We start from the raw sequence: 26,348 nt of genomic DNA, 5'->3' as shown, positions 1-26,348 counted from the left end.
TGGTCGTGGTGGGGATGAGCAGTAAACCGAAAACTTTAAGATGGTTGATCCTTGCTCTTGTTGCATTTTTTATTTTTGTCGTATTACAAGTGCCAGCAGCCTGGTTAATTTCAAAATTTTATAAAAATAACCAGACTTTGCATAATGTAAACGGAAATATCTGGCAGGGAAGTGCGGACTGGAAAAAAGGCAATCTTCGGGGCAGTCTGAACTGGAAAGTACGGCCGCTGGATTTGCTGTTGCTGCGAGTTGGAGCACATGTGGATTTGCATAGTGGCAATACCCAGTTGTCCGGAATTATGGCCTATGGTCTGAATAAATCTTTAATTGTCAAAAATCTTGAAGGGCAGGTCGCGCCTGAAACTCTAAAAAAACTTGCAGACTGGCAATGGCCGAGTACTGCGATTCAGTTTAAAGATCTGGATTTTAAATATAAAAAAGAACAGGGCTTCAGTCAGGTGGCCGGACAAATGCAATGGGCGGGTGGTGAGCTGGTTTATACCTTTGCTCAGCGTCAGGAACGCATGAATGTACCCGCCATGACTGGAAAACTCGCAGATGAAAGCGGACAGCTGTTACTTGATGTTCGGGATAGTCGCGATCAACGTATGCTGAATATCAAGCTTGATCCGAGTCTGATGCTGGATATCCAGCTCACCCAGCGCTTTTTAATGAATGCGCCTTCTTATGAAGGTAAAGCCGGATTAGATACCTATGTGATCAGTACCCGCCAACCCTTAATGGGAGGCTTGAACTGATGGCAGTTTCTCTGAATGATTTAAAAAATATTGAACTGAAACAGATCGATCGTGCTGCACCTGTGGTTTTGTTACTGCTCATTCTGTATCTATGCTGGAAGCTGGCGGCTTTTTTCTGGTTGCTGATAGCTCCACCCCAAGCCATGCAGCTGGATCGGGTAGAACTGGGTTCGCAACAGGCACAAATTCCGAATATCGGTGCATTTTCACTGTTTCAGGAAGTTGGGCAGTCTGTGGGTGCTATTGAAACTACCAATATCATTTTACAAGGGGTGGTGGTTGCCAGTCCAAGTTATAACTCTTCTGCGGTACTGAAAATTAATGATCAGGTCGATCGTTACCGTGTCGGGGAAATGCTGGCCAATAGCGGTTTTGAGTTGGCTGAAGTGCATTGGGATCGGGTTATTTTGCGTCGATCCACAGGTGCTACTCAAGAAATCTTATTCAAAGGTCTGGAAAATGGCTTGAATCAGCCGATTGTGCCGGAAACATCAGCATCTTCAAGTTCAATGCCTGCTATGCCTTCTAATAGTGGTATGCCTGAGCAGCCTTCGCCACAGAATGAAATTGGTCGGGCCATCCAGCAGATGCAGGAAAACAAGGACCAGTATTTACAGAATATGGGGGTTAGTGCAGCAGATGGTAGTTATGAAGTAACTTCACGGACGCCGGCTGCATTGCGTAATCGCCTGGGTTTAAGACCAGGCGACCGGATTTTGTCTTTAAATGGCCAGACGCTGAGCCAGGGACAGACCGAAGCACAATTACTGGAACAGGCCCGGCGTGAAGGTCAGGTCAAACTCGAAATAAAACGTGGTGATCAGGTGATGACCATACAACAAGATTTGAAGTGATGTGTCATCACGCATAGGGTTAGGAAACACGAAAGTTTATGGCTTTATTTAATAATAATCGATCAGCATGGGCATTCTGTGTGGCCGCACCGTTAATGGCCATGGTCAGTACGGCGAGTTATGCACAAACCTGGAAAATTAACCTTCGAGATGCTGACTTAACTGCATTCATTAATGAAGTGGCCGATATTACCGGCAAAAACTTTGCAGTCGATCCGCGGGTACGTGGCAACGTAACAGTCATTTCCAATAAAGCCCTGAATAAAAATGAAGTCTATGACCTGTTTTTAGGCGTGCTAAATGTGAATGGTGTGGTGGCAATTCCTTCGGGGAATACCATCAAGCTGGTTCCGGACAGTAATGTCAAAAGCTTAGGCATTCCCTATGATGCCAGAAGTCGTGCCAGTGGTGACCAGATTGTGACCCGGGTGTTGTGGCTGGAAAATACTAATCCGAATGATCTAATTCCTGCATTACGTCCTTTAATGCCGCAGTTTGCCCATCTGGCGGCGGTGCCCGGGACGAATGCCTTAATTGTGTCGGATCGCGCCAGCAATATTTACCAGCTGGAAACCATCATTCGCAATCTGGATGGCACCGGTCAAAATGACATTGAGGCGGTAAGCTTACAATCCAGTCAGGCTGAGGAAATGATTGGACTGATCGAGTCCATGACTGCCACCGGTGGAGCTAAAGATGTCCGCGGTTCACGGGTACGGGTGATTGCAGATACTCGTACCAACCGGATCATCATCAAAGGTGATCCCACGACGCGCAAACGGGTGCGTCAAGTGATCGAAACTCTGGATGTGCCGGCTGCGGATCGTTTGGGCGGTTTAAAAGTTTTTCGTCTGAAATATGCCAGTGCCAAAAATCTTGCGGAAATCTTGCAGGGGCTGGTGAGCGGGCAGGCAGTGAACAGTAGTAATTCAAATTCAGGTAGCACAACCTCGATCTCGTCTTCACTCAGTTCCAGCAGCAATTTAAATAACAACAATACCAGTACGGGTTCGAGTAGCAACACCTCTTCAGGCATTCAGCTGAATACCGGCATGAATAATGAGCAGGGCGGAATTACCAGTTTTAATGGTAATGGCGTCAGTATTATTGCCGATACCACGCAAAATTCTCTGGTGGTGAAAGCGGATCCACAACTAATGCGAGAAATTGAATCAGCAATTGACCAGCTGGATATCCGTCGTCAACAGGTGCTGATCGAAGCCGCGATTATTGAAGTGGAAGGAACCGATGCGGATCAACTCGGTGTGCAATGGGCCTTGGGTGATATCAGCAGTGGGATTGGGCTGGTGAACTTCGATAATTTTGGGACTAGTCTGAAAAATATTGCGGCCGGTTATCTCACCGGTGGTGGTGCAGGTGCTGCAAGTGCCGTGGGCGCGGGCAGTTCACTGGTACTCGGTGATTATCGTGAAGGGAGTGATGGTTCCCGTCGTCTGTATGGTGCGATGATTCAGGCACTCAAAGAAACCACTAAATCCAACCTGTTGTCTACGCCGTCGATTGTGACCATGGACAATGAAGAAGCCTATATTGTGGTGGGTGAAAACGTACCCTTTGTGACAGGCTCAGTGTCTACAGGCGCTGCTGGAGTTGCTAATCCCTATACCACCATTGAACGTAAGGATGTCGGGGTCACTTTAAAGGTGGTTCCACATATTGGCGAAGATGGTACCGTACGCCTGGAAGTGGAACAGGAAGTTTCTGATGTCAAAGCCAGTAAAGGGCAGGCGCAGGATCTGGTTACCAGCAAGCGAGCGATCAAAACCTCAATTCTGGCCGAACATGGACAAACCATTGTGCTTGGTGGTCTGATTTCGGATAACACCAGTTATGGACGCCAAGCAGTGCCGGGTCTGGGTGCGATTCCAGGCTTGGGACGTTTATTCCGTTCTGAAGGTAAATCCAATCAGAAGCGTAACCTGCTGATTTTTATCCATCCAACCATTGTAGGCGATAAAAATGCAGTGCGTAAACTGACCCAACAACGCTATAGTCAGCTATATAGTCTGCAACTCGCACTCGATTCGGACGGGAACTTTGCCAAGCTGCCAGAAAGTGTTGAAGATGTGTATCAACAGCGAATTCCGGTATCCAGAACACCATTGCAAAACTCGACTTATCAAACTGTGCCGACCGCACCCGTTCAGGCGCAGCCAGCCAATGTAGTTGTTACGCCGGTAGCGATAGAACCAGTGATTCAGCGACAAGTGGTAGAACCCGTCCAACAGGTAGAAAAAAGTAAAAATACCGTTACAACAACCACACTTAGACCCAAAAGCTAAGTCATTCGCATTTGCAGACAGCATGTTATGATAATGTCAAAGAGAACAGAGAAGTAACTTTCATGACTTGGAAAATACACGCGATTACAGGCGACTTAACAGGACAGGAAATTAGCATTGACCGTGACATGCTGGTGGGGCGTCATCAGGCGGCAGATATCGTGTTACAGGCTGCGGAAATCTCCCGTAAACATGCGGCATTTTTACTAAAGGATGATGCGCTCTGGGTGCAGGATTTGGGTTCATCGAATGGCACTTTCGTCAATGATGTGCAGATTGCGCAAGAAACCTTATTAAAGCAGGATGACATTGTTCAGTTTGCCAGCTTGAAATTTTCAGTAATGGCGCCTGCGGCTACAGTAGAGGTTCCAGCAGAAATTGAAGCAACGGCAGAAAAAGTCGTGGAACAGGTCGAAGTCGCTGAGCCTACACCTGCACAGCAAATGAATGATCAGGGAATGCCGGAACTGAAACATCGTGATGCTACGGTACAATTAACCCGTGATGGCATGCCAACCAATGTCGGTATTCCAAAACCGGCACCTATTCCGGAAGGCGTGGACATTAATGCGGTAAAACCAGAGCCTACCCCAATTCCGGTTGAGCAGCCTGTATCACGTGTAGAACAGGAAAAAGAAACCCAGAAAAATGTATCTGTAGGTTTGATTTCAGTGATTGTGCTGATTATTTTGGCAATTATGGCTTGGTTGTTGTTCAAATAAGCTGATGATTGGTTACAATCAAGGCATGCATAGCGCATGCCTTTTTTGTGGCTGCGAATATTATAAAAGAGGGTCGGGATGTCTATTGCACAATTAGAAAAGCGCGAACTGATCTTATTCGATCTGGATGGTACCTTGGTGGATTCAGCACATGATCTGTATCGCGCCATGAATATGAGCCTGAATGTGCTGCAATTGCCTCTGGTGACCGAAGAACAGGTACGGACCTGGGTAGGCAAGGGCACGTCGATATTCTGTGAAAGTGTACTCCAGCATCTGGTCGGTGAAGTCACACCGGTACAGCATCAAGAGCTCTTAAACACTTTTCTGGATATTTATAATGTCGATCCCTGTGTTGATACCGTTCCTTTTCCGGGAATCCTGAAATTTCTGGACTGGGCCAAAGCTCAAGGTAAAACCCTGATTTGTGTGACCAATAAGCCTGAACTTCCTGCCCGCAGTATCTTAGATACCTTGGATATGGCTCATTATTTTGCCGATACCATTGGTGGTGACCGTTTTACTGAACGTAAACCGCACCCACGCCAGTTGCTGCACTGTGTTGAACATTATGGCGTAAGTAAAGAACAGGTTTTGCTTATTGGAGATTCTTCCAATGATGTCGAAGCTGCGCGCCGCGCCGGGATTGATTGTGTTGTAGTCAGCTATGGCTATAATCATGGTGAAAATATTGCAGATTGTCAGCCACAGCAGATTGTGGATGATCTTAGAGAATTACTTGCCTAATACGCGTACTAAGGAAAGAAAATGAATAGTTGTAAGGTTTTTCGATGGCGTCGCTCAGTTCAATTCTATTTACATACTGAGTAACCCTAATTTAAAGAGAAAAACCGCATGACCACTCAAGCACAATTCCAGCAACTTGCTGCGCAAGGCTATAACCTCATTCCTGTTTATCGTCAGCGTCTGGCAGATACCGATACACCACTTTCTATTTTTGCTCGGCTTAAACAGCATCAGCAGGCTTATTTATTCGAGTCTGTAGAAGGTGGTGAGAACTGGGCACGCTATTCGATTATTGGACTAGGTGAATCCACGGTATTTTCCTGCAATGCAGGCGAGTTGACGGTACAGCACGCAGATGATTCGATTGAAAAGCAGCACTGTGCGGACCCATTTCAATATATTCGCGACTTTCAGGCGCAATTTAAGGTGCCAACCCAGGCAGAATTACCGGACCTACCGAGTTTTACTGGTGGATTAGTCGGTTACTTTGGTTATGACGCGGTGCGTTATATCGAACCGAAATTAAAAAATGTGCCGGAAGCGGATCCGGTCGGCTTGCCAGATATCTGGATGATGCTCTCTAAAACAGTGATTGTCTTTGATAACCTGAAAGATACCTTGTTCTTAATTGTACATGCGGATGCCACTGCCCCGGGTTCTTATGAAAAAGCACATGAACAATTAAATGAATTGGAAAATATTCTGGCCACGCCCATCAGCCTTAAAGCTGAAAAACATACGCCGCCACATTTTGAGTCCCTCACCGGACATGACAACTTCATTGCTTCGGTCGAAAAGGTCAAAGAGTATATTCGTGCCGGTGATGTAATGCAGGTGGTGCCGGGGCACCGGATGGTCTCTGATTTCGATGGTGATCCGCTACAAGTGTATCGTGCGCTGCGTCATCTCAATCCATCACCGTATTTGTTTCTTGTGCAAGGGCAGACCTTGGAAAACAATACGCCATTCCATATTGTCGGCTCTTCTCCTGAAATTCTGTCCCGTCTGGAAAATGGTATTGCTACCGTACGACCGCTTGCGGGAACACGCCCACGCGGTAAAACCAAAGAAGAGGATCTGGCGCTTGAGGAAGACCTATTATCCGATGAAAAAGAAATTGCCGAACATGTCATGCTGATTGACTTGGGACGTAATGATGTAGGGCGTATCGCAAAAATTGGCAAAGTGCAGGTGACTGATCAAATGGTGATCGAACGTTATTCGCATGTGATGCATATTGTCTCCAATGTGCAGGGTGAAGTGCGTGATGATGTCGATGCTCTGGATGTTTTTAAAGCAACTTTCCCTGCTGGTACACTTTCAGGTGCGCCAAAAATCCGTGCCATGGAAATTATTGACGAAGTTGAGCCGGTAAAACGTGGAATTTTTGGTGGTGCTGTTGGTTATTTAGGCTGGCATGGCGAAATGGACATGTCGATTGCGATTCGTACCTGTATCATTCGCGAAAATAAGGTCTATGTGCAGGCCGGAGCAGGGCTAGTTGCCGACTCAAATCCTGAATCTGAGTGGAATGAAACCCAAATAAAAGCTCGCGCAGTGATCAAAGCGGTTGAATTATCATCAAATGGTTTGATTTTATGAGTTTTTGACGTTTTTTTTGAAAAAAACACTTGCAAGGATTCTGAGTTTTGCTAAACTGCACACCGTTCCGATACGAAACGTACGAAACACTAAGAAACGCCGGCATAGCTCAGTTGGTAGAGCAACTGACTTGTAATCAGTAGGTCCACAGTTCGAATCCGTGTGCCGGCACCATCTTAGAGGTTTGGTAGTGTGAAGTAAAGAACAGCACTGATGTAAGTGTAAAAAATGGTGAGGTTCCCGAGCGGTCAAAGGGGGCGGACTGTAACTCCGCTACGAAAGTTTCGAAGGTTCGAATCCTTCCCTCACCACCAATTTTAAGACTTCAATAAGTGGTTTGTACCAACATCGTGCGGGAGTAGCTCAGTTGGTAGAGCGGTAGCCTTCCAAGCTACATGTCGCGAGTTCGACCCTCGTCTCCCGCTCCATTGAAGTACTAATATTTGCTCTTATAGCTCAGTGGTAGAGCACTCCCTTGGTAAGGGAGAGGTCTCGAGTTCAAATCTCGATAAGAGCTCCAGATTACAGTTTAGCAACTTTGTTGCAAAGAAATTCCAAAAGCAGGCTATTTAGTCTGCTTTTCAAGTATTTGGTGTTCGGTTTTTTTTAAACGATATGTCGGAGCTGGGTTTTACTCAGAATTGTGTTCGACGTAAACGAGGAAGATTAACATGGCTAAGGCTAAGTTTGAACGTAATAAGCCACACGTTAACGTGGGCACAATTGGTCACGTTGACCATGGTAAAACAACTTTAACAGCTGCAATTGCAACTGTATGTGCGAAGAAATTCGGTGGCGAAGCGAAAGACTACGCTGCAATCGACTCTGCACCAGAAGAAAAAGCACGTGGTATTACAATTAATACTTCACACGTAGAATACGATTCTCCAACTCGTCACTACGCTCACGTGGATTGCCCGGGCCACGCCGATTATGTTAAAAACATGATTACTGGTGCTGCTCAGATGGATGGCGCGATCCTTGTATGTGCTGCGACTGATGGTCCTATGCCACAGACTCGTGAACACATCCTGCTTTCTCGTCAGGTAGGTGTACCTTACATCGTTGTATTCTTGAACAAATGCGACCTTGTAGACGATGAAGAGCTTCTTGAGCTAGTTGAAATGGAAGTTCGTGAACTTCTTTCTACTTACGACTTCCCGGGTGATGACACTCCAGTGATCCGTGGTTCTGCTCTTCTTGCGCTTAACGGTGATGACAGCCAATACGGCGAGCCAGCGGTAGTTGCGCTTGTTGAAGCACTTGACTCTTACATTCCAGAGCCAGAGCGTGCAATTGACCTTCCATTCCTTATGCCAATTGAAGACGTATTCTCAATCTCTGGTCGTGGTACAGTAGTAACTGGCCGTGTAGAGACTGGTATCGTTAAAGTAGGTGAGTCTGTAGAAATCGTTGGTATCCGTGATACTCAAACTACTACAGTAACCGGCGTAGAAATGTTCCGTAAGCTTCTTGACGAAGGTCGTGCGGGCGAGAACTGTGGCGTTCTTCTTCGTGGTACTAAGCGTGAAGACGTACAACGTGGTCAAGTATTGACTAAACCAGGTGCGATCAAGCCACACACTAAATTCGATGCGGAAGTATACGTACTTTCTAAAGAAGAAGGTGGTCGTCACACTCCATTCCTTAACGGTTACCGTCCACAGTTCTACTTCCGTACTACGGACGTAACTGGTGCGATCGCGCTTAAAGAAGGCGTGGAAATGGTTATGCCTGGTGACAACGTTGAGATGTCAGTAGAGCTAATCCACCCGATCGCAATGGACCCAGGTCTACGTTTTGCGATCCGTGAAGGTGGTCGTACAGTTGGTGCTGGTGTGGTTGCTAAAGTAACTGCATAATCATAGAATAAGACAAGCAGGTTGGAGCTTAGGCTCCAACTTGTTGTTTTGCAGGTCAGTAGTTCAATTGGTAGAGCGTCGGTCTCCAAAACCGAATGTTGGGGGTTCGAGTCCCTCCTGACCTGCCAAGTTTCTAAAAAGACGCTTGATGTCGGCAAAATTGGTCATATAATAAGTCGCGAAACCTACGACGAGTACAAAAATGTCGAATGAAAAATCACGCGACGCATTAGGCGAAGCGGCAATTCCTCAAAGAAATAATCCTGCAGTAGATGTAAGTTCTGGTTCTCCATTAGACATGGTTCTATGGGTTATCGCCTTGATTTTATTGGTTGGTGCAATGATGGTAAACCAATATTTACCAGCGTACTGGGCACCTGCGAATGATATTTGGGTGCGCGTTGGGGTGATTTTGGCTTGTATCGTTGCAGCATTCGGTTTATTATACGCCACCCATCAAGGCAAAGGCTTTATTCGTCTGCTAAAAGATGCACGAATTGAGTTGCGTCGAGTGACCTGGCCTACCAAGCAAGAGACGATGTCCACATCTTGGCAAGTTCTTGTTGTAGTCGTAATTGCATCCATCTTATTGTGGTGTTTTGACTATATTTTAGGCTGGTTAATGAAGTTTATTATCGGGTAAGAGAGCTATGAAACGTTGGTACATTATTCATGCCTATTCAGGTTATGAAAAACAAGTGATGCGTTCGCTTAATGATCGAATCCAGCGTAGCGCTGTTGCCGATAGCTTTGGTGAAGTCCTTGTTCCTACCGAAGAAGTGGTAGAAATGAAGGATGGCAAGAAGCGTAAATCAGAGCGTAAGTTCTTTCCTGGCTATGTCCTAGTCGAAATGGAAATGAACGATGATACTTGGCACATTGTTAAAGAATGTCCAAAAGTTTTAGGTTTTATTGGTGGTACGGCTGAAAAACCGGCACCGATTACGCAAAAAGAAGCAGATGCGATTCTTGCGCGTGTACGTAATACTGGTGAAGCGCCTCGTCCTAAGACGATGTTTGAACCAGGCGAAGAATTACTCGTGGTTGACGGTCCATTCACTGACTTTAAAGGTGTGGTGGAAGAAGTTCAATACGAAAAGTCACGTTTAACGCTGACCATTAATGTATTTAACCGACCAACTCAAGTTGAATTGGAATTTCGTCAAGTCGAAAAATCAGTCTAATTTGTATGGGTTGAAAACGCCTGACTTATTTATAAGTCAGGCATTGTTGTTGTAACGGTATCGTTACTTGAAATCATTGGGGAGCCTTCACCGGCGTTTGCACCCAGAGGTAATTTGAAATGGCTAAGAAGATTGACGGCTATATCAAGCTGCAAGTTCCAGCTGGTAAAGCGAATCCATCTCCACCGATTGGTCCTGCACTAGGTCAACGTGGTGTGAACATCATGGCATTCTGTAAAGAATTCAATGCTGCTACACAAAAAGTTGAAGCTGGTCTGCCAATTCCAGTCGTGATCACTGTGTACAACGACAAGTCGTTCACATTCATCATGAAAACTCCACCTGCTGCTGTTCTTCTTAAGAAAGCTGCTGGTATCCAGAAGGGTTCAGCTGTACCTAACAAAACTAAAGTTGGTAAGTTGACTCGTGCTCAAATCGAAGAAATCGCGACTACTAAAGAACCAGATTTGACTGGTGCTGATTTAGACGCACGTGTACGTACCATTGCTGGTTCTGCGCGTTCTATGGGCTTGGAAGTGGAGCTTTAAGACATGGCTAAATTAACTAAACGTCAAAAAGCGATTGTAGCTGCTGTAGAAGCACACAAAGTTTACACGCTAGAAGAAGCTGTTGCAGTTTTAGAGAGCCTTCCAGCTCCTAAATTCAAAGAATCTCTAGATATCGCGGTAAACCTAGGTGTTGATCCTCGTAAATCTGACCAGGTTGTTCGTGGTGCGACTACACTTCCTGCAGGTACTGGTAAAACTGTACGTGTAGCTGTATTCGCTCAAGGCGCTGCTGCTGAAGCTGCTAAAGCTGAAGGCGCAGACGTTGTTGGTTTCGACGATCTTGCTGAAAGCATCCAAGCGGGTAACCTTGACTTTGACGTAGTAATTGCTGCTCCAGATGCAATGCGCGTTGTAGGTAAACTTGGTACGATCCTTGGTCCACGTGGCTTAATGCCAAACCCTAAAGTGGGTACTGTAACTCCTGACGTTGCTACTGCAGTTAAAAATGCAAAAGCTGGTCAAGCACGTTACCGCGTAGACAAAGCTGGTATTATCCACGCTGCGATCGGTCAAGTAGGTTTTGAGGCTGCTGCTGTTCGTCAAAACGTTGAAGCACTTGTTGCTGACTTGAAGCGTTTGAAACCTGCTACGTCTAAAGGCGTATACATTCAAAAGATCACTTTGAGCTCAACTATGGGTCCTGGTTTGATCGTTGATGTAGCAAACGTTTCTAAATAAGTCTCGACTTATTACAGAATTTTAAAGCCCTGAGTAAAATTTGAAGCAGTGCTTCAAATTTTACGCAAGAAACGCTCCGTCGTATTTTGCAAACTTAGGCAAACTTTGAATTGATAAATGAAAATTTATCAGCGTCAAAGACCGCGGGCGAGGGGAGTTTTATGCTTCTCTCTTAATAGTCCAGCCTGCGTAGACGCGGTGGTGTGATTTGTTCATCCTCCGCGTGTGAGTCCAGTGATGGTCTTGCGAATTGGGAGTGTACTTCGCGTAAGTACATAAATCACCGTTAGGAGGTTTTACAATGGCTCTTCTTATCGAAGGCAAAAAACAGATCGTAGCTGAAGTAGCTGAAGTTGCTTCTACTGCATTTGCTGCTGTTGTTGCTGACTACCAAGGTTTGACTGTAGAGCAGTTAACTACTCTACGTGTTGAAGCGCGTAAACTTGGTGTTACTACACGTATCGTTCGTAACACTTTGGCTAAACGTGCTCTTCAAGATACTCAATTCAATATCTTGAACGACAACCTTGTTGGCCCAACAATCTTAGCTTTCTCGAATTCTGAAGACGACATGGGTGCTGCTGCACGTTTGTTCGAAGAATTCGCTAAAACTAATAAAGCATTTGAACTTAAAGCTGCTGCATTTGATGGCAAACTTTATCAAGGTGCAGAAGTTAGCGTAATCGCGAATCTTCCGAACCAAGAGAAAGCGCTTACTATGCTTGCAAACGTTCTTCAAGCTCCTATTTCGAAATTGGGCCGCTTACTTACAGCGCTTCAAGAGAAAAACGAGTCAGAAGCTGCTTAAGCTCAAACTTAAACACACATCATTCAATACCCATTTGGAGTTAATCTCATGGCTTTAACAAACGAAGAAATCCTAAACGCAGTTGCTGAAAAAACTGTTCTTGAACTTGTTGAACTTATCTCTGCTTTCGAAGAGAAATTCAATGTATCTGCTGCTGCTGTAGCTGTTGCTGCTGGTCCAGCTGCTGCTGCTGCTGAAGAACAAACTGAATTCAATGTTGAATTGACTTCTTTCGGCGCGAACAAAGTTGCTGTAATTAAAGCAGTTCGTGAAGCGACTGGCCTTGGCTTGAAAGAAGCTAAAGACATGGTTGAAGGCGCTCCTGCAGTTCTTAAAGAAGGCGTTTCGAAAGAAGAAGGCGAAGAGCTTAAGAAGAAACTTGAAGAAGCTGGTGCTACAGTTACTCTTAAGTAATTTCTTAAGGGAGCCGGTTTTTTATAATCGGCTCCAAAAATTGGCTGATGGCTCTTGGGTCATCAGCCTTTTTGCGTTACAATAATCGGCTCGATTTTTGTTTGCATGATATAAAAATCATACAAATTGAAAATAAACATAATGAACAAACGTTTACCAATATTTTTCATTAAAAAATATTGATAAGCGTTTTAATACCACTAAAAATTGCAGCATTTGTAAAGAGTGGTGGCCATATCGGCCAGCGTAATTCCTTCTGAGCCCGTTCTGCAGGCGGGCTTGGTTTACACTTTCCGAGGACTCCAGATGGCATACTCATATACCGAAAAGAAACGGATCCGTAAGAATTTTGGTAAATTGCCTAGCGTCATGGATGCTCCGTACTTGCTCGCGATTCAAGTCGACTCGTACAGAACATTCTTACAAGATGGCAAATCACCAAAAAACCGCGAAGATATCGGTCTCCAAGCCGCATTTCGTTCAGTTTTTCCTATTGAAAGTTATTCTGGCAATGCTGCTTTAGAATTTGTTGAGTATAGTCTTGGTAAGCCTGAGTTTGATGTACGCGAATGTATCCTTCGTGGCTCAACTTATGCAGCACCAATGCGTGTAAAAATTCGTTTGATCCTGAAAGATCGTGAAACGAAGTCAATTAAAGACGTACGTGAACAAGAAGTCTATATGGGCGAAATGCCATTGATGACGGATAACGGTACCTTTGTAATTAACGGTACCGAGCGTGTGATCGTGTCACAATTACACCGTTCACCAGGCGTATTCTTTGACCACGATAAAGGCAAGACTCACTCAAGTGGTAAAGTCCTTTATTCAGCGCGTATCATTCCTTACCGTGGTTCATGGTTAGACTTTGAATTCGATGCCAAAGACTTAGTCTATGTACGTATTGACCGTCGTCGTAAATTGCTTGCGACTGTGGTACTTCGTGCCTTGGGTTACAGCAACGAAAACATTCTCAACATGTTCTACGAGAAAGTACCTGTGTATCTTGACATGGGTAGCTACCAGATTGACCTGGTGCCTGAACGTCTGCGTGGCGAAATGGCACAATTTGACATCCTGGACAAGGATGGCAAAGCAATTGTTGAGCAAGGTAAACGTATCAATGCGCGTCATGTACGTCAAATGGAAGCTTCAGGTCTTGAAAAACTTGCAGTGCCAGATGAGTACCTGTATGAGCGTATCACTGCTGAAGACATCCCATTAAAAGATGGTGATGTGATTGCAGCCAATACTGTATTAAGCCATGAAATCATGGTGAAAATTGCAGAAGGCGGCGTGAAGCAGTTCAATATCCTGTTCACTAATGATATCGACCGCGGTTCATTCGTTGCAGATTCTCTACGTGCAGATACGACGAGCAATCGTGAAGAAGCATTGGTAGAAATCTACAAAGTGATGCGTCCGGGCGAGCCACCAACAAAAGAAGCTGCTGAAAACTTATTCAACAACTTGTTCTTCTCTTCTGAACGTTATGACTTGTCTCCAGTGGGTCGTATGAAGTTCAACCGTCGTTTGGGTCGTCCTTACGAAGTCGGTACAGACCAGAAGTCACGTGAGGTTGAAGGCATTCTCTCGAACGAAGATATCACTGATGTATTAAAAACATTAGTTGAAATCCGTAACGGTAAAGGTGAAGTCGACGATATCGATCACTTGGGTAACCGTCGTGTTCGTTCTGTGGGTGAAATGACAGAAAACCAATTCCGTGTAGGTCTGGTTCGTGTAGAACGTGCTGTTAAAGAACGTCTATCTCAAGCTGAAACTGACAACCTGTCTCCGCAAGATTTGATCAATGCGAAACCTGTTGCTGCTGCAATCAAAGAATTCTTTGGTTCAAGCCAGTTGTCTCAGTTTATGGATCAAAACAACCCGTTATCTGAGATTACGCACAAACGTCGTGTTTCTGCGCTTGGTCCTGGCGGTTTGACGCGTGAACGTGCAGGCTTTGAAGTACGTGACGTACATCAAACTCACTACGGTCGTGTATGTCCAATTGAAACGCCTGAAGGTCCAAACATTGGTTTGATCAACTCGCTTTCTGTTTATGCGAAATGTAACAACTTTGGTTTCCTGGAAACCCCATACCGTAAGGTTGTTGATGGTCGTGTAACAGATGAAGTTGAATACCTGTCTGCGATTGAAGAAGTAGGCACTGTGATTGCACAGGCCGATTCTGCAATGGATAAAGACGGTAACTTAACAGAAGAGTTTGTATCTGTTCGTCATCAGGGTGACTTCGTACGTATTCCTCCTGAAAAAGTAACGCATATGGATGTATCTGCTCAGCAGGTCGTATCTGTAGCAGCATCACTGATTCCATTCCTAGAACACGATGATGCCAACCGTGCATTAATGGGTTCGAACATGCAACGTCAGGCAGTTCCGACGTTGATTGCTGACAAGCCGCTTGTTGGTACCGGTATGGAAGCGAACGTAGCACATGACTCAGGTGTATGTGTGATCGCTCAGCGTGGTGGTCGTATCGAGTTTGTTGATGCGTCTCGTGTGGTTATTCGTGTGAATGAAGACGAAATGATCGCAGGTGAAGCAGGTGTAGATATCTACAACCTGATCAAATACACCCGTTCGAACCAGAACACTTGTATCAACCAGAAAGTTCTTGTGAACCTGGGCGATAAAGTAGGTCGTGGTGATGTACTGGCTGATGGTCCATCAACAGATGGCGGTGAGCTGGCATTGGGTCAAAACATGCGCGTTGCGTTTATGACCTGGAATGGTTACAACTACGAAGACTCGATCTTGTTATCTGAGCGTGTACTTCAGGAAGACCGTTTAACGTCTATTCATATCCAGGAATTGTCATGTGTTGCACGTGATACCAAACTGGGTGCGGAAGAAATCACTGCTGATATTCCGAACGTAGGTGAAGCTGCTCTGTCTAAACTGGACGAGTCAGGTATTGTTTACATCGGTGCTGAAGTAACTGCTGGGGACATCCTTGTAGGTAAAGTAACCCCTAAAGGTGAAACACAGCTTACTCCAGAAGAAAAATTGCTACGTGCAATCTTCGGTGAAAAAGCAGCTGACGTAAAAGATTCATCTTTACGCGTTCCATCAGGTACTAAAGGTACAGTCATTGACGTTCAAGTGTTTACACGTGACGGTCTTGAAAAAGACGAACGTGCTCAAGCAATTGAAAAAGCGCAATTGGATGCATACCGTAAAGACTTGAAAGAAGAATTCAAAATCTTCGAAGAAGCTGCACGTGAACGTGTAATCCGTCTACTGAATGGCCAAGAGTCGAATGGTGGCGGTACAACTAAACGTGGCGACAAACTGTCTGAAGACGTGTTGTCTGGTTTAGAGCTTGTTGATCTTCTTGAAATTCAACCAGTTGATGAAGCAATTGCTGAACGTTTAACTCAAATTCAAGTGTTCTTGAAAGAGAAGAGCTTCGAAATTGACGAGAAATTTGCTGAGAAAAAACGCAAACTTTCTACAGGCGATGAACTGACGACTGGCGTATTGAAAGTAGTTAAAGTTTATCTTGCTGTAAAACGTCGCATCCAACCGGGTGATAAGATGGCGGGTCGTCACGGTAACAAAGGTGTTGTATCAAACATCTTGCCGGTAGAAGACATGCCACATGATGCCAACGGTGTACCTGTTGATATCGTATTGAACCCGCTTGGCGTACCATCGCGTATGAACGTGGGTCAGATTCTTGAAACTCACTTGGGTATGGCGGCGAAAGGTCTTGGCGATCAAATCGACAAGATGATGAAAGAGCAACGTACTGTACTTGAGCTTCGTGATTTCCTGGACAAGATTTACAACAAAGTTGGTGGCGAACAAGAAGATCTTGATAGCTTGACTGATGAAGAAATCTTGAAACTTTCTGGCAACTTGCGTGCTGGTGTACCTTTGGCTACTCCTGTATTCGATGGTGCTGAAGAAGGTCAGATCAAAGAGTTGTTACAACTTGCAGGCCTGTCTAGTACTGGTCAGACCGTATTATATGATGGTCGTACTGGTGAGCGTTTCGATCGTCCGGTAACTGTCGGTTACATGTACATGCTGAAACTGAACCACTTGGTTGATGACAAGATGCATGCGCGTTCAACTGGTTCTTACTCTCTAGTTACGCAACAGCCGCTTGGTGGTAAAGCACAATTCGGTGGTCAGCGTTTCGGTGAGATGGAAGTCTGGGCACTAGAAGCTTACGGTGCAGCATATACGCTACAAGAAATGCTGACTGTGAAATCGGATGACGTTGAAGGCCGTACCCGTATCTACAAGAACATTGTAGATGGCAACCATTATATGGATCCGGGCATGCCTGAATCGTTCAACGTATTGACCAAAGAGATCCGTTCTTTAGGTATCAACATTGAACTGAAAAATGGTGACTAATTAGTTCCATTGAATCTCCCTAAACCCCTCTTTGATAAAGAGGGGCTTCCCCCTTAACAAAGGGGGGACTGAGGGGGATTAAAATTCAGTTAAAAAACAATATTTGTGACCCAGTTGTTGAGTGAAAATCTCCACAACACACGGAGAAAAAAATTGAAAGACTTGCTCGATATCATGCGCAAAAAGACGGATTCAGACGGTCATGCTCCTGTAGAGTTTGACCGCATCCGTATTGGTCTTGCGTCACCAGAAATGATTAAGTCATGGTCTCACGGTGAAGTTAAAAAGCCAGAAACCATTAACTATCGTACGTTCAAGCCTGAACGTGATGGTTTGTTCTGTGCCAAAATCTTTGGTCCAGTGAAAGATTACGAATGCTTGTGTGGTAAATACAAGCGTATGAAATACAAAGGCGTCATTTGTGAAAAATGTGGCGTTGAAGTAACAACTGCGAAAGTTCGTCGTGAACGTATGGGTCATATCGAGCTGGCATCTCCAGTTGCACACATCTGGTTCTTGAAATCATTGCCTAGCCGTATCGGTCTATTATTAGACATGACGCTACGTGATATCGAACGCGTATTGTATTTCGAATCTTATGTCGTTACTGATCCGGGTATGACTCCATTTGAGAAATACCAACTTCTAAACGATGAAGAATACTTCAATGCCTTAGAAGAACACGGTGATGAATTCACAGCGAAAATGGGTGCTGAAGCGGTTCAAGACTTGTTGAAAGACATCGATCTTGAAGCTGAAATTGCGCGTCTTCGTGAAGAAATTCCTGTTACAACTTCAGAAACCAAGCTGAAAAAAGCGTCTAAGCGTTTGAAGTTGATGGAAGCATTCAACGATTCGAACAACAAGCCAGAATGGATGGTGTTAACTGTACTTCCAGTTCTTCCACCAGACCTTCGTCCGCTTGTACCACTTGAAGGTGGTCGTTTCGCGACTTCTGACCTGAACGATCTTTATCGTCGTGTGATCAACCGTAACAACCGTTTGAAGCGTCTTCTTGACCTTGCAGCGCCAGACATCATCGTACGTAACGAAAAACGTATGTTGCAAGAGTCTGTAGATGCATTGCTGGATAACGGTCGTCGCGGTCGTGCAATTACCGGTTCGAACAAGCGTCCGCTTAAATCTTTGGCAGACATGATCAAAGGTAAGCAAGGTCGTTTCCGTCAAAACTTACTTGGTAAGCGTGTTGACTACTCTGGTCGTTCGGTAATTACTGTTGGTCCAAACCTTCGTTTGCACCAATGTGGTCTTCCGAAGAAAATGGCACTTGAACTGTTCAAACCATTCATTTTCGCGAAACTACAAGCTTCTGGTCAAGCAACCACCATTAAAGCTGCGAAGAAAATGGTTGAGCGTGAAACTCCAGAAGTTTGGGATGTTCTTGCTCACGTGATTCGTCAACATCCAGTGATGTTGAACCGTGCGCCAACTCTTCACCGTTTGGGTCTTCAAGCATTTGAACCGATCCTGATCGAAGGTAAAGCGATCCGTCTACACCCACTCGTATGTGCTGCGTTTAACGCCGACTTCGATGGTGACCAAATGGCGGTACACGTACCATTAACACTTGAAGCTCAGCTTGAAGCTCGTGCGTTAATGATGTCGACTAACAACATTCTGTCTCCAGCAAACGGTGAGCCAATCATCGTGCCGTCTCAGGACGTTGTCTTGGGCTTGTATTACATCACGCGTGATGCAATCAATGCCAAAGGTGAAGGCATGGTGTTCGCGGATACTCACGAAGTAAACCGTGCACTGGCAACAGGTCAGGTTGATCTACACGCTCGAGTTAAAGCACGTGTACACCAGACTGTGATCGATGAAGATGGTAACCGTGAACAGCAAACCATTATTGTAGATACGACGCCTGGTCGTTGCCTGCTTTGGGAAGTTGTGCCTGAAGGTATGGATTTCCAGCAAATTAACGTTGAGATGACCAAGAAAAACATCTCTAAGCTAATTAACTCTTGCTACCGTAAATTGGGTCTGAAAGATACTGTTATCTTCGCTGACCAGTTGATGTACTTGGGCTTCCGTCAAGCGACGCGTTCAGGTGTATCTGTCGGTATGGAAGACATGGTTATTCCACCGCAAAAACAAGCAATTATTGGTAAAGCGGAAGCTGAAGTTCGTGAAATCGAACAACAGTTCGAACAAGGTTTCGTAACTGCCGGCGAACGTTATAACAAAGTGGTCGATATTTGGGCGCGTACCAATGACCAGGTTGCTAAAGCGATGATGGACAACTTGTCTTTTACCACTGTGAAGAACAAACAGGGTGAAGACGAGAAGCAAAAATCATTCAACTCGATCTACATGATGTCTGACTCGGGTGCCCGTGGTTCGGCAGCTCAGATTCGTCAGTTGGCGGGTATGCGTGGTTTGATGGCGAAGCCGGATGGCTCGATCATTGAAACGCCGATTAAAGCGAACTTCCGTGAAGGTTTGACCGTACTTCAGTACTTCATCTCGACACACGGTGCGCGTAAAGGTTTGGCCGATACAGCACTGAAAACTGCGAACTCTGGTTACTTGACTCGTCGTCTAGTAGACGTTGCGCAGGACTTGGTCATTACCGAGCCAGATTGTGGTACTTATGACGGTCTGGTAATGACTCCGTTCATTCAAGGTGGCGATGTCATCGAAAACCTGGGTGCACGAGTATTGGGTCGTGTGGTTGCTGAAGATGTGAAACGTGTAGGTACAGATGAAGTTCTACTTCCTCGTAATACGTTAATTGACGAGAAATTGGCGACGTTTATCGAAAGCCAAGGTGTCGACGAAATTAAAGTACGTTCAGTCGTGAACTGTGCGTCTACCTTCGGTGTATGTGCGAAATGTTACGGTCGTGACCTAGCACGTGGTCATCAGGTGAACCCGGGTGAGTCTGTTGGTGTAATGGCAGCTCAATCGATTGGTGAGCCAGGTACACAGTTAACGATGCGTACCTTCCACGTCGGTGGTGCTGCAAGCCGAACTTCTGCTGCAAACAGCGTACAAGTTCGTAACCAAGGTACAGTACGTTTCCACAACGTGAAAACAGTACAACATGCCAAAGGTCACTTGGTATCGACTTCACGTTCAGGTGAAATCGGTATTGCGGATGATTTAGGTCGTGAGCGCGAGCGCTATAAACTTCCTTACGGTGCGTCTATCTTGCTGAAAGATGGCGAAGCTGTAGAAGCAGGCGGTATTGTGGCGACTTGGGATCCGCATACACATCCATTAGTAACAGAAGTTGCAGGTAAAGTACGTTTCAGCCAGATTGCTGATGGCGTAACCGTAACTTCTAAAACTGATGATGCAACAGGTATGTCAACCATTGAAATCTTGCCAGTGACTTCACGTCCTGCGTCAGGTAAAGATTTGCGTCCTGCTGTTGTGTTAGATACCGTTGATGGTGGCGAACAGTTCTACTTCCTGCCACAGAACACGATTCTTTCTGTTCGTGATGGCGAAACGATTGGTGTCGGTGATGTCATCGGTCGTGTACCACAAGAAACTTCACGTACCCGTGATATTACCGGTGGTCTGCCGCGTGTAGCTGACTTGTTCGAAGCACGTAAGCCAAAAGAGCATGCAATCCTTGCAGAAGTGTCGGGTGTTGTAAGCTTTGGTAAAGAGACCAAAGGTAAGAACCGTCTGGTGATTACGCCGGATGATGGCTCTGAGATTTATGAAGAGCTGATTCCGAAATGGCGTACGATTAACGTGTTCGAAGGCGAACATGTGAACCGTGGTGAAACTATTTCTGATGGTCCACAGAACCCGCACGATATCTTACGTTTGAAAGGCGAAGTTGCGCTTACAAACTACATCGTGAACGAAGTTCAGGACGTATATCGTCTGCAAGGTGTAAAAATCAACGACAAGCATATTGAAGTCATCGTACGTCAAATGCTGCGTAAAGTTGATATCACTGATGGCGGCGATACCAGCTTTATCAAAGGCGAACAAGTGGATTACATCCGCGTTGTTCAAGAAAACCAAGCAGTTCTTGCACAAAACAAGTTCCCTGCGAAGTTTGAACGTCAATTGATGGGTATTACCAAAGCATCGCTTTCTACTGACTCGTTCATCTCTGCTGCATCGTTCCAAGAAACCACGCGTGTGTTAACTGAAGCGGCTGTAACAGGTAAAGAAGATGACTTACGTGGCTTGAAAGAGAACGTGGTTGTAGGTCGCCTGATCCCAGCGGGTACAGGTTTGGCTTACCACCTGGAGCGTCGTCGTCAAGAAGCAGAAGCTGCAGAATTTGAACTGCACAATGACTTCTCTGATGTAGACCAAGCTCTAAGCCAGGCATTTAACGAAGAATTCTAATTCGAGTTAAAGCTGAGAAAAGAGACGCCTTCGGGCGTCTTTTTTTTGTCTGAAATTTATAAATAAGACATCTTGAACAGAAGAATAATCCATTGATATTTACAAAACTCAGCAGGAATACCGAGAGAAGTAACACGCTACAGATTTTAGTTTCATAAAATGAAGATAAGCTTAAATAAAGCAAGACAGGAAGGCCAAGGTCATGAAAAAATTAATGGGTGTTATGGCAGTTGCCACTCTTTCCATCTTTATGTTGGCGGGTTGTGAAAGTATGTCTGCCAATGAGCAACGGATCGGTGCTGCAGCCCTTGGTGGTGCAGTGGGTGGTGGTGTCGGTAATAAAGTCGGCGGTGGCGTTGGTGCAGCTGTGGGTGGTGGTGCCGGTGCGGCAGTGGGTAGTAAATCCCAAGGCGGTTCAAACCGTAATGCGACCTATAGTGGTGTAGGTGGTGCTGTTGGTTCAGCAGTCGGTAAAAGCATCTTCGGTGGTAATGCGGGTGCTGCAATTGGTGGTGCAATCGGTGGTGGTGCCGGTGCTGCGATTGAACAGGATAACCGTCGTCGTTAAGTCGAAAGTTACTTCAGATTCATCTAGATTTAAAAGCGCCAATGTGGCGCTTTTATCTTATTTAGGAGCGTTAATTTTCCCTTTGCTCTGTTTCCGCCGGATATAGACCGTTTTCTCTACCTCAGCAATTCTGACCCCGGCTTCATCATAAATATTCAGCTGATAATGTCGATACACTGGCGCATTATCGGCCGCCAGATTGATAATCGTGGTAATTTCTTCAGCAGAAATCCGAATATCCGCCACCACTGTGCCGCGACCCGGTGCCAAAAACTGAATGCTGGCGCCTTTATCCCAGACCAGATATTTCGGCCCCAAATGATGCATCAGCAATAACATGTAAAAGGGATCGACCATCGAATACAGGCTGCCACCAAAATGCACACCGACAATATTTTGGTTCTTACGGGTCAGCGGCATTTTGACCCGAACGTGATAATTATTAAAATCAATCTTATTAATTTCAATGCCTGCACCACGATAAGGGGCATAGCGGTTCAGAATAAATTTTGAAACCAGAGGCAGTTTTTGAATTTTCTGGAATAGGCTCATACTGACATTCTTTTTGCGGCTGTGATTATGCATACTAGAGCAACAAAAATGCGCTGGCATTGATCAATCATGCCGATTTATAAACTAAGTGGTCAATAATAAAAACAGGATCAAAAGATGGAAACACAAGTGCAATGGGTCGATACCACGGATCAGCAGTGTCTCTGTGTCAAAACTTATGGACAACCCGAACAAACAGCCTTGGTACTGGTTCATGGCTATCCTGATCATCAAGCAGTTTGGGAGCCAGTCATTGCTCATTTGAGTCAGGATTATTTTGTGGTGACTTATGATGTCCGGGGCGCAGGGGAGTCCAGTATTCCCAAAAAAATCTCCGATTACCGCTTGGCCCGTTTAAGTCAGGATCTGGAAGAGGTGGTGAATAAGGTATTGCCGAATCGAGCTTTTCATCTGGCTGCGCATGACTGGGGCTCAATTCAGTCCTGGGAATCTGTCACCGATCCACGCTTTAAAGGGCGAATTCTGTCTTATAGCACCTTATCTGGGCCATGTCTGGATCATGCCGCTTTCTGGATGCGTGAACAGTTCCAGCAAAACAAAGCAAAATTTTTAAAGCAAATGAGCAAATCTTGGTATATCGCGATGTTTCAGTTGCCTTTAGTGGCGCCGTTGGCCTGGAATTTTTTTAATCCGCAGCGTTGGGGCAAGATCGTGCAGCAACTGGAAAGACACGATGATCTGCCACTCAACCCGCATATTGTCAAAGATGGCAAATATGGTGTGAACCTGTATCGGGCCAATTTTTTGCCACGCTTAGCTCAACCACGGCAGCGTTTTGCCATCTGTCCGGTACAGGCGATTGTGCTGAAATATGACCAGTTTGTCGGGCCAGATCTGGTTGATGAAATGTCAAAATGGGTGGATGATTTCTCGAAAGTAGAACTGGCTGCCAATCACTGGGCGATCCTGAGTCAACCGGAGCAAGTGGCTCAATTGATTGATGAGTTTATTCAGCGTAAATCTGCTGACATTCATTGACAGGCCACTCCGCGAAACATGACCCGACCAGAAAAAAGTGGCGGAATTTTTATCCGCATTTTCTGATAAAATAGCCGCTTTCTCTCTATTCCGATTCATTATGTTCGCAATTCTTGCTGCTATTGGAGTCATGTTCGGACTCTCGTTGGCACGTGTACCTGTGGTTTTTGCCCTGGTCATTGGTGCTGTTACAGGTGGTTTATTGGCAGGTCTGGGCCTGCAGGGAACCTTGGACGCGTTTAACAATGGTTTGGGTGGTGGTGCCAAAATTGCCTTGGCTTACGGTATTTTAGGTGCATTTGCTTTGGCTCTGGCGCGTTCGGGTTTACCGGATTTACTGGCTTATAAAATGATCAGCACCTTAAAAGGTGAGGCCGATTTTAAAGCGCAAAACCGGGTGAAATATCTGATCTTCTTCACGGTTGCTATTGCAGCCGTGTTCTCGCAGAACGTCATTCCCGTGCATATTGCCTTCATTCCGGTACTGATTCCGCCGCTATTGATTGTATTTAACCATTTACAACTGGATCGCCGTTTGGTGGCCTGTTTGCTGACCTTTGGTCTGGTTGCCACCTATATGCTCATTCCAGTCGGTTTTGGCGCGATCTTCCTGAATGATATTCTGGGGCATAACATCAATACCTTTGGTAAGCCTTATGGTTTTGAAATTACTTATGATCAGATTCCATCTGCAATGGTCATTCCGGTCATTGGCATGCTGGTCGGGTTGTTGATTGCCATTTTCTTCTCTTACCGTAAACCACGTCTCTATAAAGATATTCATATCGAAGAGCAGCAAAGTATTTCTGCTGAACTTGGAGTAGAGCAAAACCTTAAACCTGAAATTTCGAAATTTACCATCTGGATGGCCGGTCTTGCAGTTGTAGCCACATTGGCTGTACAGCTGTATTCAGATTCAATGATTCTGGCAGGTTTAGTCGGTGTCGCGATTCTCAGCTGTGCTGGCATTTTCAAATGGAAAGAAGCGGATGATGTGATCATTACCGGTATGCGCATGATGGCGCTGGTCGGCTTTATCATGATTGCAGCACAAGGTTTTGCCGCCGTGATTGAAGCGACCAATCAGGTACCTGCACTGGTCGAAGCATCGGTCAACTGGATTGGTGACAGTCAGGCACTGGCAGCGTTCCTGATGTTGCTGATCGGCCTGTTGATTACCCTAGGCATTGGTTCATCATTTTCAACCGTGCCGATTCTGGCGATTATCTATGTACCGCTCTGTATCCAGTTCGGTTTTAGCCCGGCTGCGACCATTGCGATTATCGGGACTGCAGCAGCTTTGGGAGATGCCGGTTCTCCAGCTTCGGATTCAACTTTGGGCCCAACTTCGGGTTTAAATATGGATGGTCAGCATGACCATATGAAGGACAGTGTGATTCCAACCTTCATTCACTTCAATATTCCGTTGATGATTTTTGGCTGGATTGCAGCCATGGTTCTGTAAGTCAATTTCAATCTGCTCTGATATCTATTGGAGCAGATTTATCTGGATTTAAAATAAATAATAAGATGTATTTAAAATATATGTTTAAATAAAAATTAATATAAACCTGATTATTTTACTCTGAATAAAGCCATATTTATCTGATTAATATACTTGGTATTTAAAACCAACTAATTCAGTCAATTTAAAATAAATAACTTTTTAAATCAGTAGTTTAAATAATAATTAAAAATTAGTTTTATAATGCTTATTGCATATTATTTTCCCTCGTGTTTATTATTAATTAAGATTTATTTTCTTAATAATTATTCTTCCTGTGGGGTATTTTAAAATGTTAAAGCAAGCTGCTATAATTGCATTAATGGGTCTTTCTGCATCTGCGATGGCAGGTCAATGGCAGGTGAAAGTCGGTGCCAGTTCTTTAGCACCATCAAGTGACACTGAAATTGCACCAGGTTTAGTCGTAGAAGCCGATCAGGAATATGGTTTTACGCCATCGGTTGAATACTTCTTTAATGACAATATCTCGGCAGAATTATTATTGGCTACCCCGTTTAACCATGACATTTCTCTTCAAGGTGTAGGTAAGGTGGCTAAGATCAAACATCTGCCACCCACAATTACCGCTAAATATAACTTTAAAAATGCAACACGCTTTACACCATATATTGGCGTAGGTGGCACAGCTTTTATTGCTTGGGATGAAGAAGGTCTGGCTAAAGACGTGAAAGAAGAGTTTGGTTTGGCAGGTCAAGTCGGCTTTAATTATCAGCCAGCCGATGCCAAAAACTGGGGAGTATTTGCTGACGTGCGCTATGCAGATTTGAGTCCTGAAGTGACTTTAGATGATGCTGATAATACTAAATTCGACTTGAATATTGATCCTTGGGTTTATACGATCGGTTATAGCTACAAGTTCTAAATTCTAGCCTTGCTCAACAAAAAAGCCTCATCTTGAATGAGGCCTTTTTTTTCAAAATAACAACGATTTATAACTTATTGAAATTGAGCAGATTGGCAATGTTCAACTATATTAAAACGAATAAAGTAAATATTAATTGAATACGACCTAATAATTGAATAATAAGGAAGATCAGCATGAAGTTTTTAAGCCAAGGTATTGTGATCTTCTTCAGCCTGCTGGCAGGGTCTGCCTATGCGGCAAGTTTTGATTGTCAGAAAGCTGAAACCGTGACAGAGAAAGCGATTTGTGAACATCGTCTGCTCAATGATGCCGATGTCAAGATGAGCACCAGCTATCATATTTTGCGCCGTATGGTGCCTATGGGAACCCGCTCGGTGATCCAGCGCGATCAGGTGAAATGGCTACAGTTTCGTGACCGCTGTCAGGAATCTGTGTCTTGTCTGAGTCAGGTTTATAATATGCGCCAGCAGCAAATAGACCTGCAATTTCAACGTATTTATAAGCTTGGGCCTTATTAGGACTTAAACCTAAGCCTTTACAAATCCAAGTCATTTTAGATCAAGAGATCCTTTATAAAATATCTTGAGAAAAAATATACA

At 44.9% G+C, this 26,348-nt stretch carries 21 protein-coding genes and 5 tRNA genes; 25 read left to right on the top strand and 1 reads right to left on the bottom strand.

Annotated elements, in window-relative coordinates; translation table 11 throughout:
• The first annotated feature begins 14 nt into the window (after nucleotides 1-14).
• The 21 genes from gspN (at nucleotide 15) to PYW33_RS13990 (ending at nucleotide 21,808) form a co-directional block, all read left to right on the top strand.
• The gene (gene gspN / locus PYW33_RS14090) at nucleotides 15-758 is read left to right on the top strand and encodes a type II secretion system protein N (protein WP_004647310.1); all 744 of its coding nucleotides are present in this window, start codon (nucleotides 15-17) and stop codon (nucleotides 756-758) included.
• On the top strand, nucleotides 758-1,612 hold the full coding sequence (locus tag PYW33_RS14085; RefSeq protein WP_004647311.1) for a type II secretion system protein N: 855 nt from the start codon (nucleotides 758-760) through the stop codon (nucleotides 1,610-1,612). Before gspN ends, PYW33_RS14085 begins: the two co-directional genes overlap by 1 nt.
• Before the next feature lie 38 nt (nucleotides 1,613-1,650).
• Nucleotides 1,651-3,915 (top strand): type II secretion system secretin GspD, encoded by a 2,265-nt coding sequence (gene gspD / locus PYW33_RS14080; protein WP_004647312.1) that lies wholly within the window; start codon nucleotides 1,651-1,653, stop codon nucleotides 3,913-3,915.
• A 62-nt stretch (nucleotides 3,916-3,977) separates the two neighbouring features.
• A complete protein-coding gene (locus tag PYW33_RS14075) occupies nucleotides 3,978-4,637 on the top strand; it encodes an FHA domain-containing protein (RefSeq protein ID WP_004278623.1) in 660 nt (219 codons plus the stop codon).
• A gap of 78 nt (nucleotides 4,638-4,715) precedes the next feature.
• Nucleotides 4,716-5,384, top strand: coding sequence for a phosphoglycolate phosphatase (gene gph / locus PYW33_RS14070; protein ID WP_004278622.1), 669 nt, complete (start codon nucleotides 4,716-4,718; stop codon nucleotides 5,382-5,384).
• A 108-nt stretch (nucleotides 5,385-5,492) separates the two neighbouring features.
• Nucleotides 5,493-6,986 (top strand): anthranilate synthase component I, encoded by a 1,494-nt coding sequence (trpE, locus tag PYW33_RS14065; RefSeq protein WP_004278621.1) that lies wholly within the window; start codon nucleotides 5,493-5,495, stop codon nucleotides 6,984-6,986.
• A 98-nt stretch (nucleotides 6,987-7,084) separates the two neighbouring features.
• Nucleotides 7,085-7,160: transfer RNA gene (locus PYW33_RS14060), tRNA-Thr, on the top strand.
• Between the two features lie 56 nt (nucleotides 7,161-7,216).
• Nucleotides 7,217-7,300 (top strand) — tRNA-Tyr (locus tag PYW33_RS14055).
• A gap of 38 nt (nucleotides 7,301-7,338) precedes the next feature.
• Nucleotides 7,339-7,414 (top strand) — tRNA-Gly (locus PYW33_RS14050).
• Nucleotides 7,415-7,431: 17 nt separating this feature from the next.
• A tRNA-Thr gene (locus PYW33_RS14045) sits at nucleotides 7,432-7,506 on the top strand.
• A gap of 151 nt (nucleotides 7,507-7,657) precedes the next feature.
• Nucleotides 7,658-8,848, top strand: coding sequence for an elongation factor Tu (gene tuf / locus PYW33_RS14040; protein ID WP_004646112.1), 1,191 nt, complete (start codon nucleotides 7,658-7,660; stop codon nucleotides 8,846-8,848).
• Nucleotides 8,849-8,900: 52 nt separating this feature from the next.
• Nucleotides 8,901-8,976 (top strand) — tRNA-Trp (locus PYW33_RS14035).
• Between the two features lie 74 nt (nucleotides 8,977-9,050).
• A complete protein-coding gene (secE, locus tag PYW33_RS14030) occupies nucleotides 9,051-9,491 on the top strand; it encodes a preprotein translocase subunit SecE (RefSeq protein WP_004278617.1) in 441 nt (146 codons plus the stop codon).
• A gap of 7 nt (nucleotides 9,492-9,498) precedes the next feature.
• Nucleotides 9,499-10,032 carry a transcription termination/antitermination protein NusG gene (gene nusG, locus PYW33_RS14025; RefSeq protein ID WP_004278615.1) on the top strand — a complete coding sequence of 178 codons (534 nt, stop codon included), beginning with the start codon at nucleotides 9,499-9,501 and terminating at the stop codon, nucleotides 10,030-10,032.
• A 119-nt stretch (nucleotides 10,033-10,151) separates the two neighbouring features.
• Nucleotides 10,152-10,580 (top strand): 50S ribosomal protein L11, encoded by a 429-nt coding sequence (gene rplK / locus PYW33_RS14020; protein ID WP_004278614.1) that lies wholly within the window; start codon nucleotides 10,152-10,154, stop codon nucleotides 10,578-10,580.
• A gap of 3 nt (nucleotides 10,581-10,583) precedes the next feature.
• Entirely contained in the window at nucleotides 10,584-11,279 is a 696-nt protein-coding gene (gene rplA, locus PYW33_RS14015; RefSeq protein ID WP_004278613.1) for a 50S ribosomal protein L1, read from the top strand.
• A 301-nt stretch (nucleotides 11,280-11,580) separates the two neighbouring features.
• Nucleotides 11,581-12,087: a 50S ribosomal protein L10 gene (gene rplJ / locus PYW33_RS14010; protein WP_004278612.1), complete on the top strand. Its 507-nt coding sequence runs from the start codon at nucleotides 11,581-11,583 to the stop codon at nucleotides 12,085-12,087.
• A gap of 48 nt (nucleotides 12,088-12,135) precedes the next feature.
• Complete coding sequence (gene rplL, locus PYW33_RS14005; protein WP_004278611.1) at nucleotides 12,136-12,501, top strand: 50S ribosomal protein L7/L12; 366 nt, start codon at nucleotides 12,136-12,138, stop codon at nucleotides 12,499-12,501.
• 306 nt (nucleotides 12,502-12,807) lie between these two features.
• Nucleotides 12,808-16,896, top strand: a complete 4,089-nt coding sequence (rpoB, locus tag PYW33_RS14000) for a DNA-directed RNA polymerase subunit beta (protein ID WP_004278610.1) — start codon at nucleotides 12,808-12,810, stop codon at nucleotides 16,894-16,896.
• A gap of 153 nt (nucleotides 16,897-17,049) precedes the next feature.
• The gene (rpoC, locus tag PYW33_RS13995) at nucleotides 17,050-21,240 is read left to right on the top strand and encodes a DNA-directed RNA polymerase subunit beta' (RefSeq protein WP_004278609.1); all 4,191 of its coding nucleotides are present in this window, start codon (nucleotides 17,050-17,052) and stop codon (nucleotides 21,238-21,240) included.
• Between the two features lie 202 nt (nucleotides 21,241-21,442).
• Nucleotides 21,443-21,808, top strand: a complete 366-nt coding sequence (locus tag PYW33_RS13990; protein ID WP_004278608.1) for a glycine zipper domain-containing protein — start codon at nucleotides 21,443-21,445, stop codon at nucleotides 21,806-21,808.
• 57 nt (nucleotides 21,809-21,865) lie between these two features.
• Here PYW33_RS13990 and PYW33_RS13985 read toward each other — a convergent pair whose 3' ends face one another.
• The gene (locus PYW33_RS13985) at nucleotides 21,866-22,360 is read right to left on the bottom strand and encodes a DUF4442 domain-containing protein (protein WP_004278606.1); all 495 of its coding nucleotides are present in this window, start codon (nucleotides 22,358-22,360) and stop codon (nucleotides 21,866-21,868) included.
• A 117-nt stretch (nucleotides 22,361-22,477) separates the two neighbouring features.
• Between PYW33_RS13985 and PYW33_RS13980 the strand changes: the two genes are divergently transcribed.
• The 4 genes from PYW33_RS13980 to PYW33_RS13965 all read left to right on the top strand — a co-directional run bounded on the left by PYW33_RS13980 (nucleotide 22,478) and on the right by PYW33_RS13965 (nucleotide 26,267).
• Nucleotides 22,478-23,359, top strand: coding sequence for an alpha/beta fold hydrolase (locus PYW33_RS13980; protein WP_004647314.1), 882 nt, complete (start codon nucleotides 22,478-22,480; stop codon nucleotides 23,357-23,359).
• A gap of 100 nt (nucleotides 23,360-23,459) precedes the next feature.
• Nucleotides 23,460-24,824 carry a Na+/H+ antiporter family protein gene (locus tag PYW33_RS13975; protein WP_004647315.1) on the top strand — a complete coding sequence of 455 codons (1,365 nt, stop codon included), beginning with the start codon at nucleotides 23,460-23,462 and terminating at the stop codon, nucleotides 24,822-24,824.
• Nucleotides 24,825-25,155: 331 nt separating this feature from the next.
• Nucleotides 25,156-25,746, top strand: a complete 591-nt coding sequence (locus PYW33_RS13970) for an OmpW/AlkL family protein (RefSeq protein ID WP_004647316.1) — start codon at nucleotides 25,156-25,158, stop codon at nucleotides 25,744-25,746.
• Between the two features lie 176 nt (nucleotides 25,747-25,922).
• Nucleotides 25,923-26,267 (top strand): lysozyme inhibitor LprI family protein, encoded by a 345-nt coding sequence (locus tag PYW33_RS13965; protein WP_004647317.1) that lies wholly within the window; start codon nucleotides 25,923-25,925, stop codon nucleotides 26,265-26,267.
• The last annotated feature ends 81 nt before the right edge of the window (nucleotides 26,268-26,348 follow it).

This window comes from Acinetobacter lwoffii (assembly GCF_029024105.1).
Lineage (GTDB): Bacteria > Pseudomonadota > Gammaproteobacteria > Pseudomonadales > Moraxellaceae > Acinetobacter > Acinetobacter lwoffii.
Note: the sequence above shows the minus strand (reverse complement) of the source record. Positions and strands in the feature narration are given on the sequence as shown.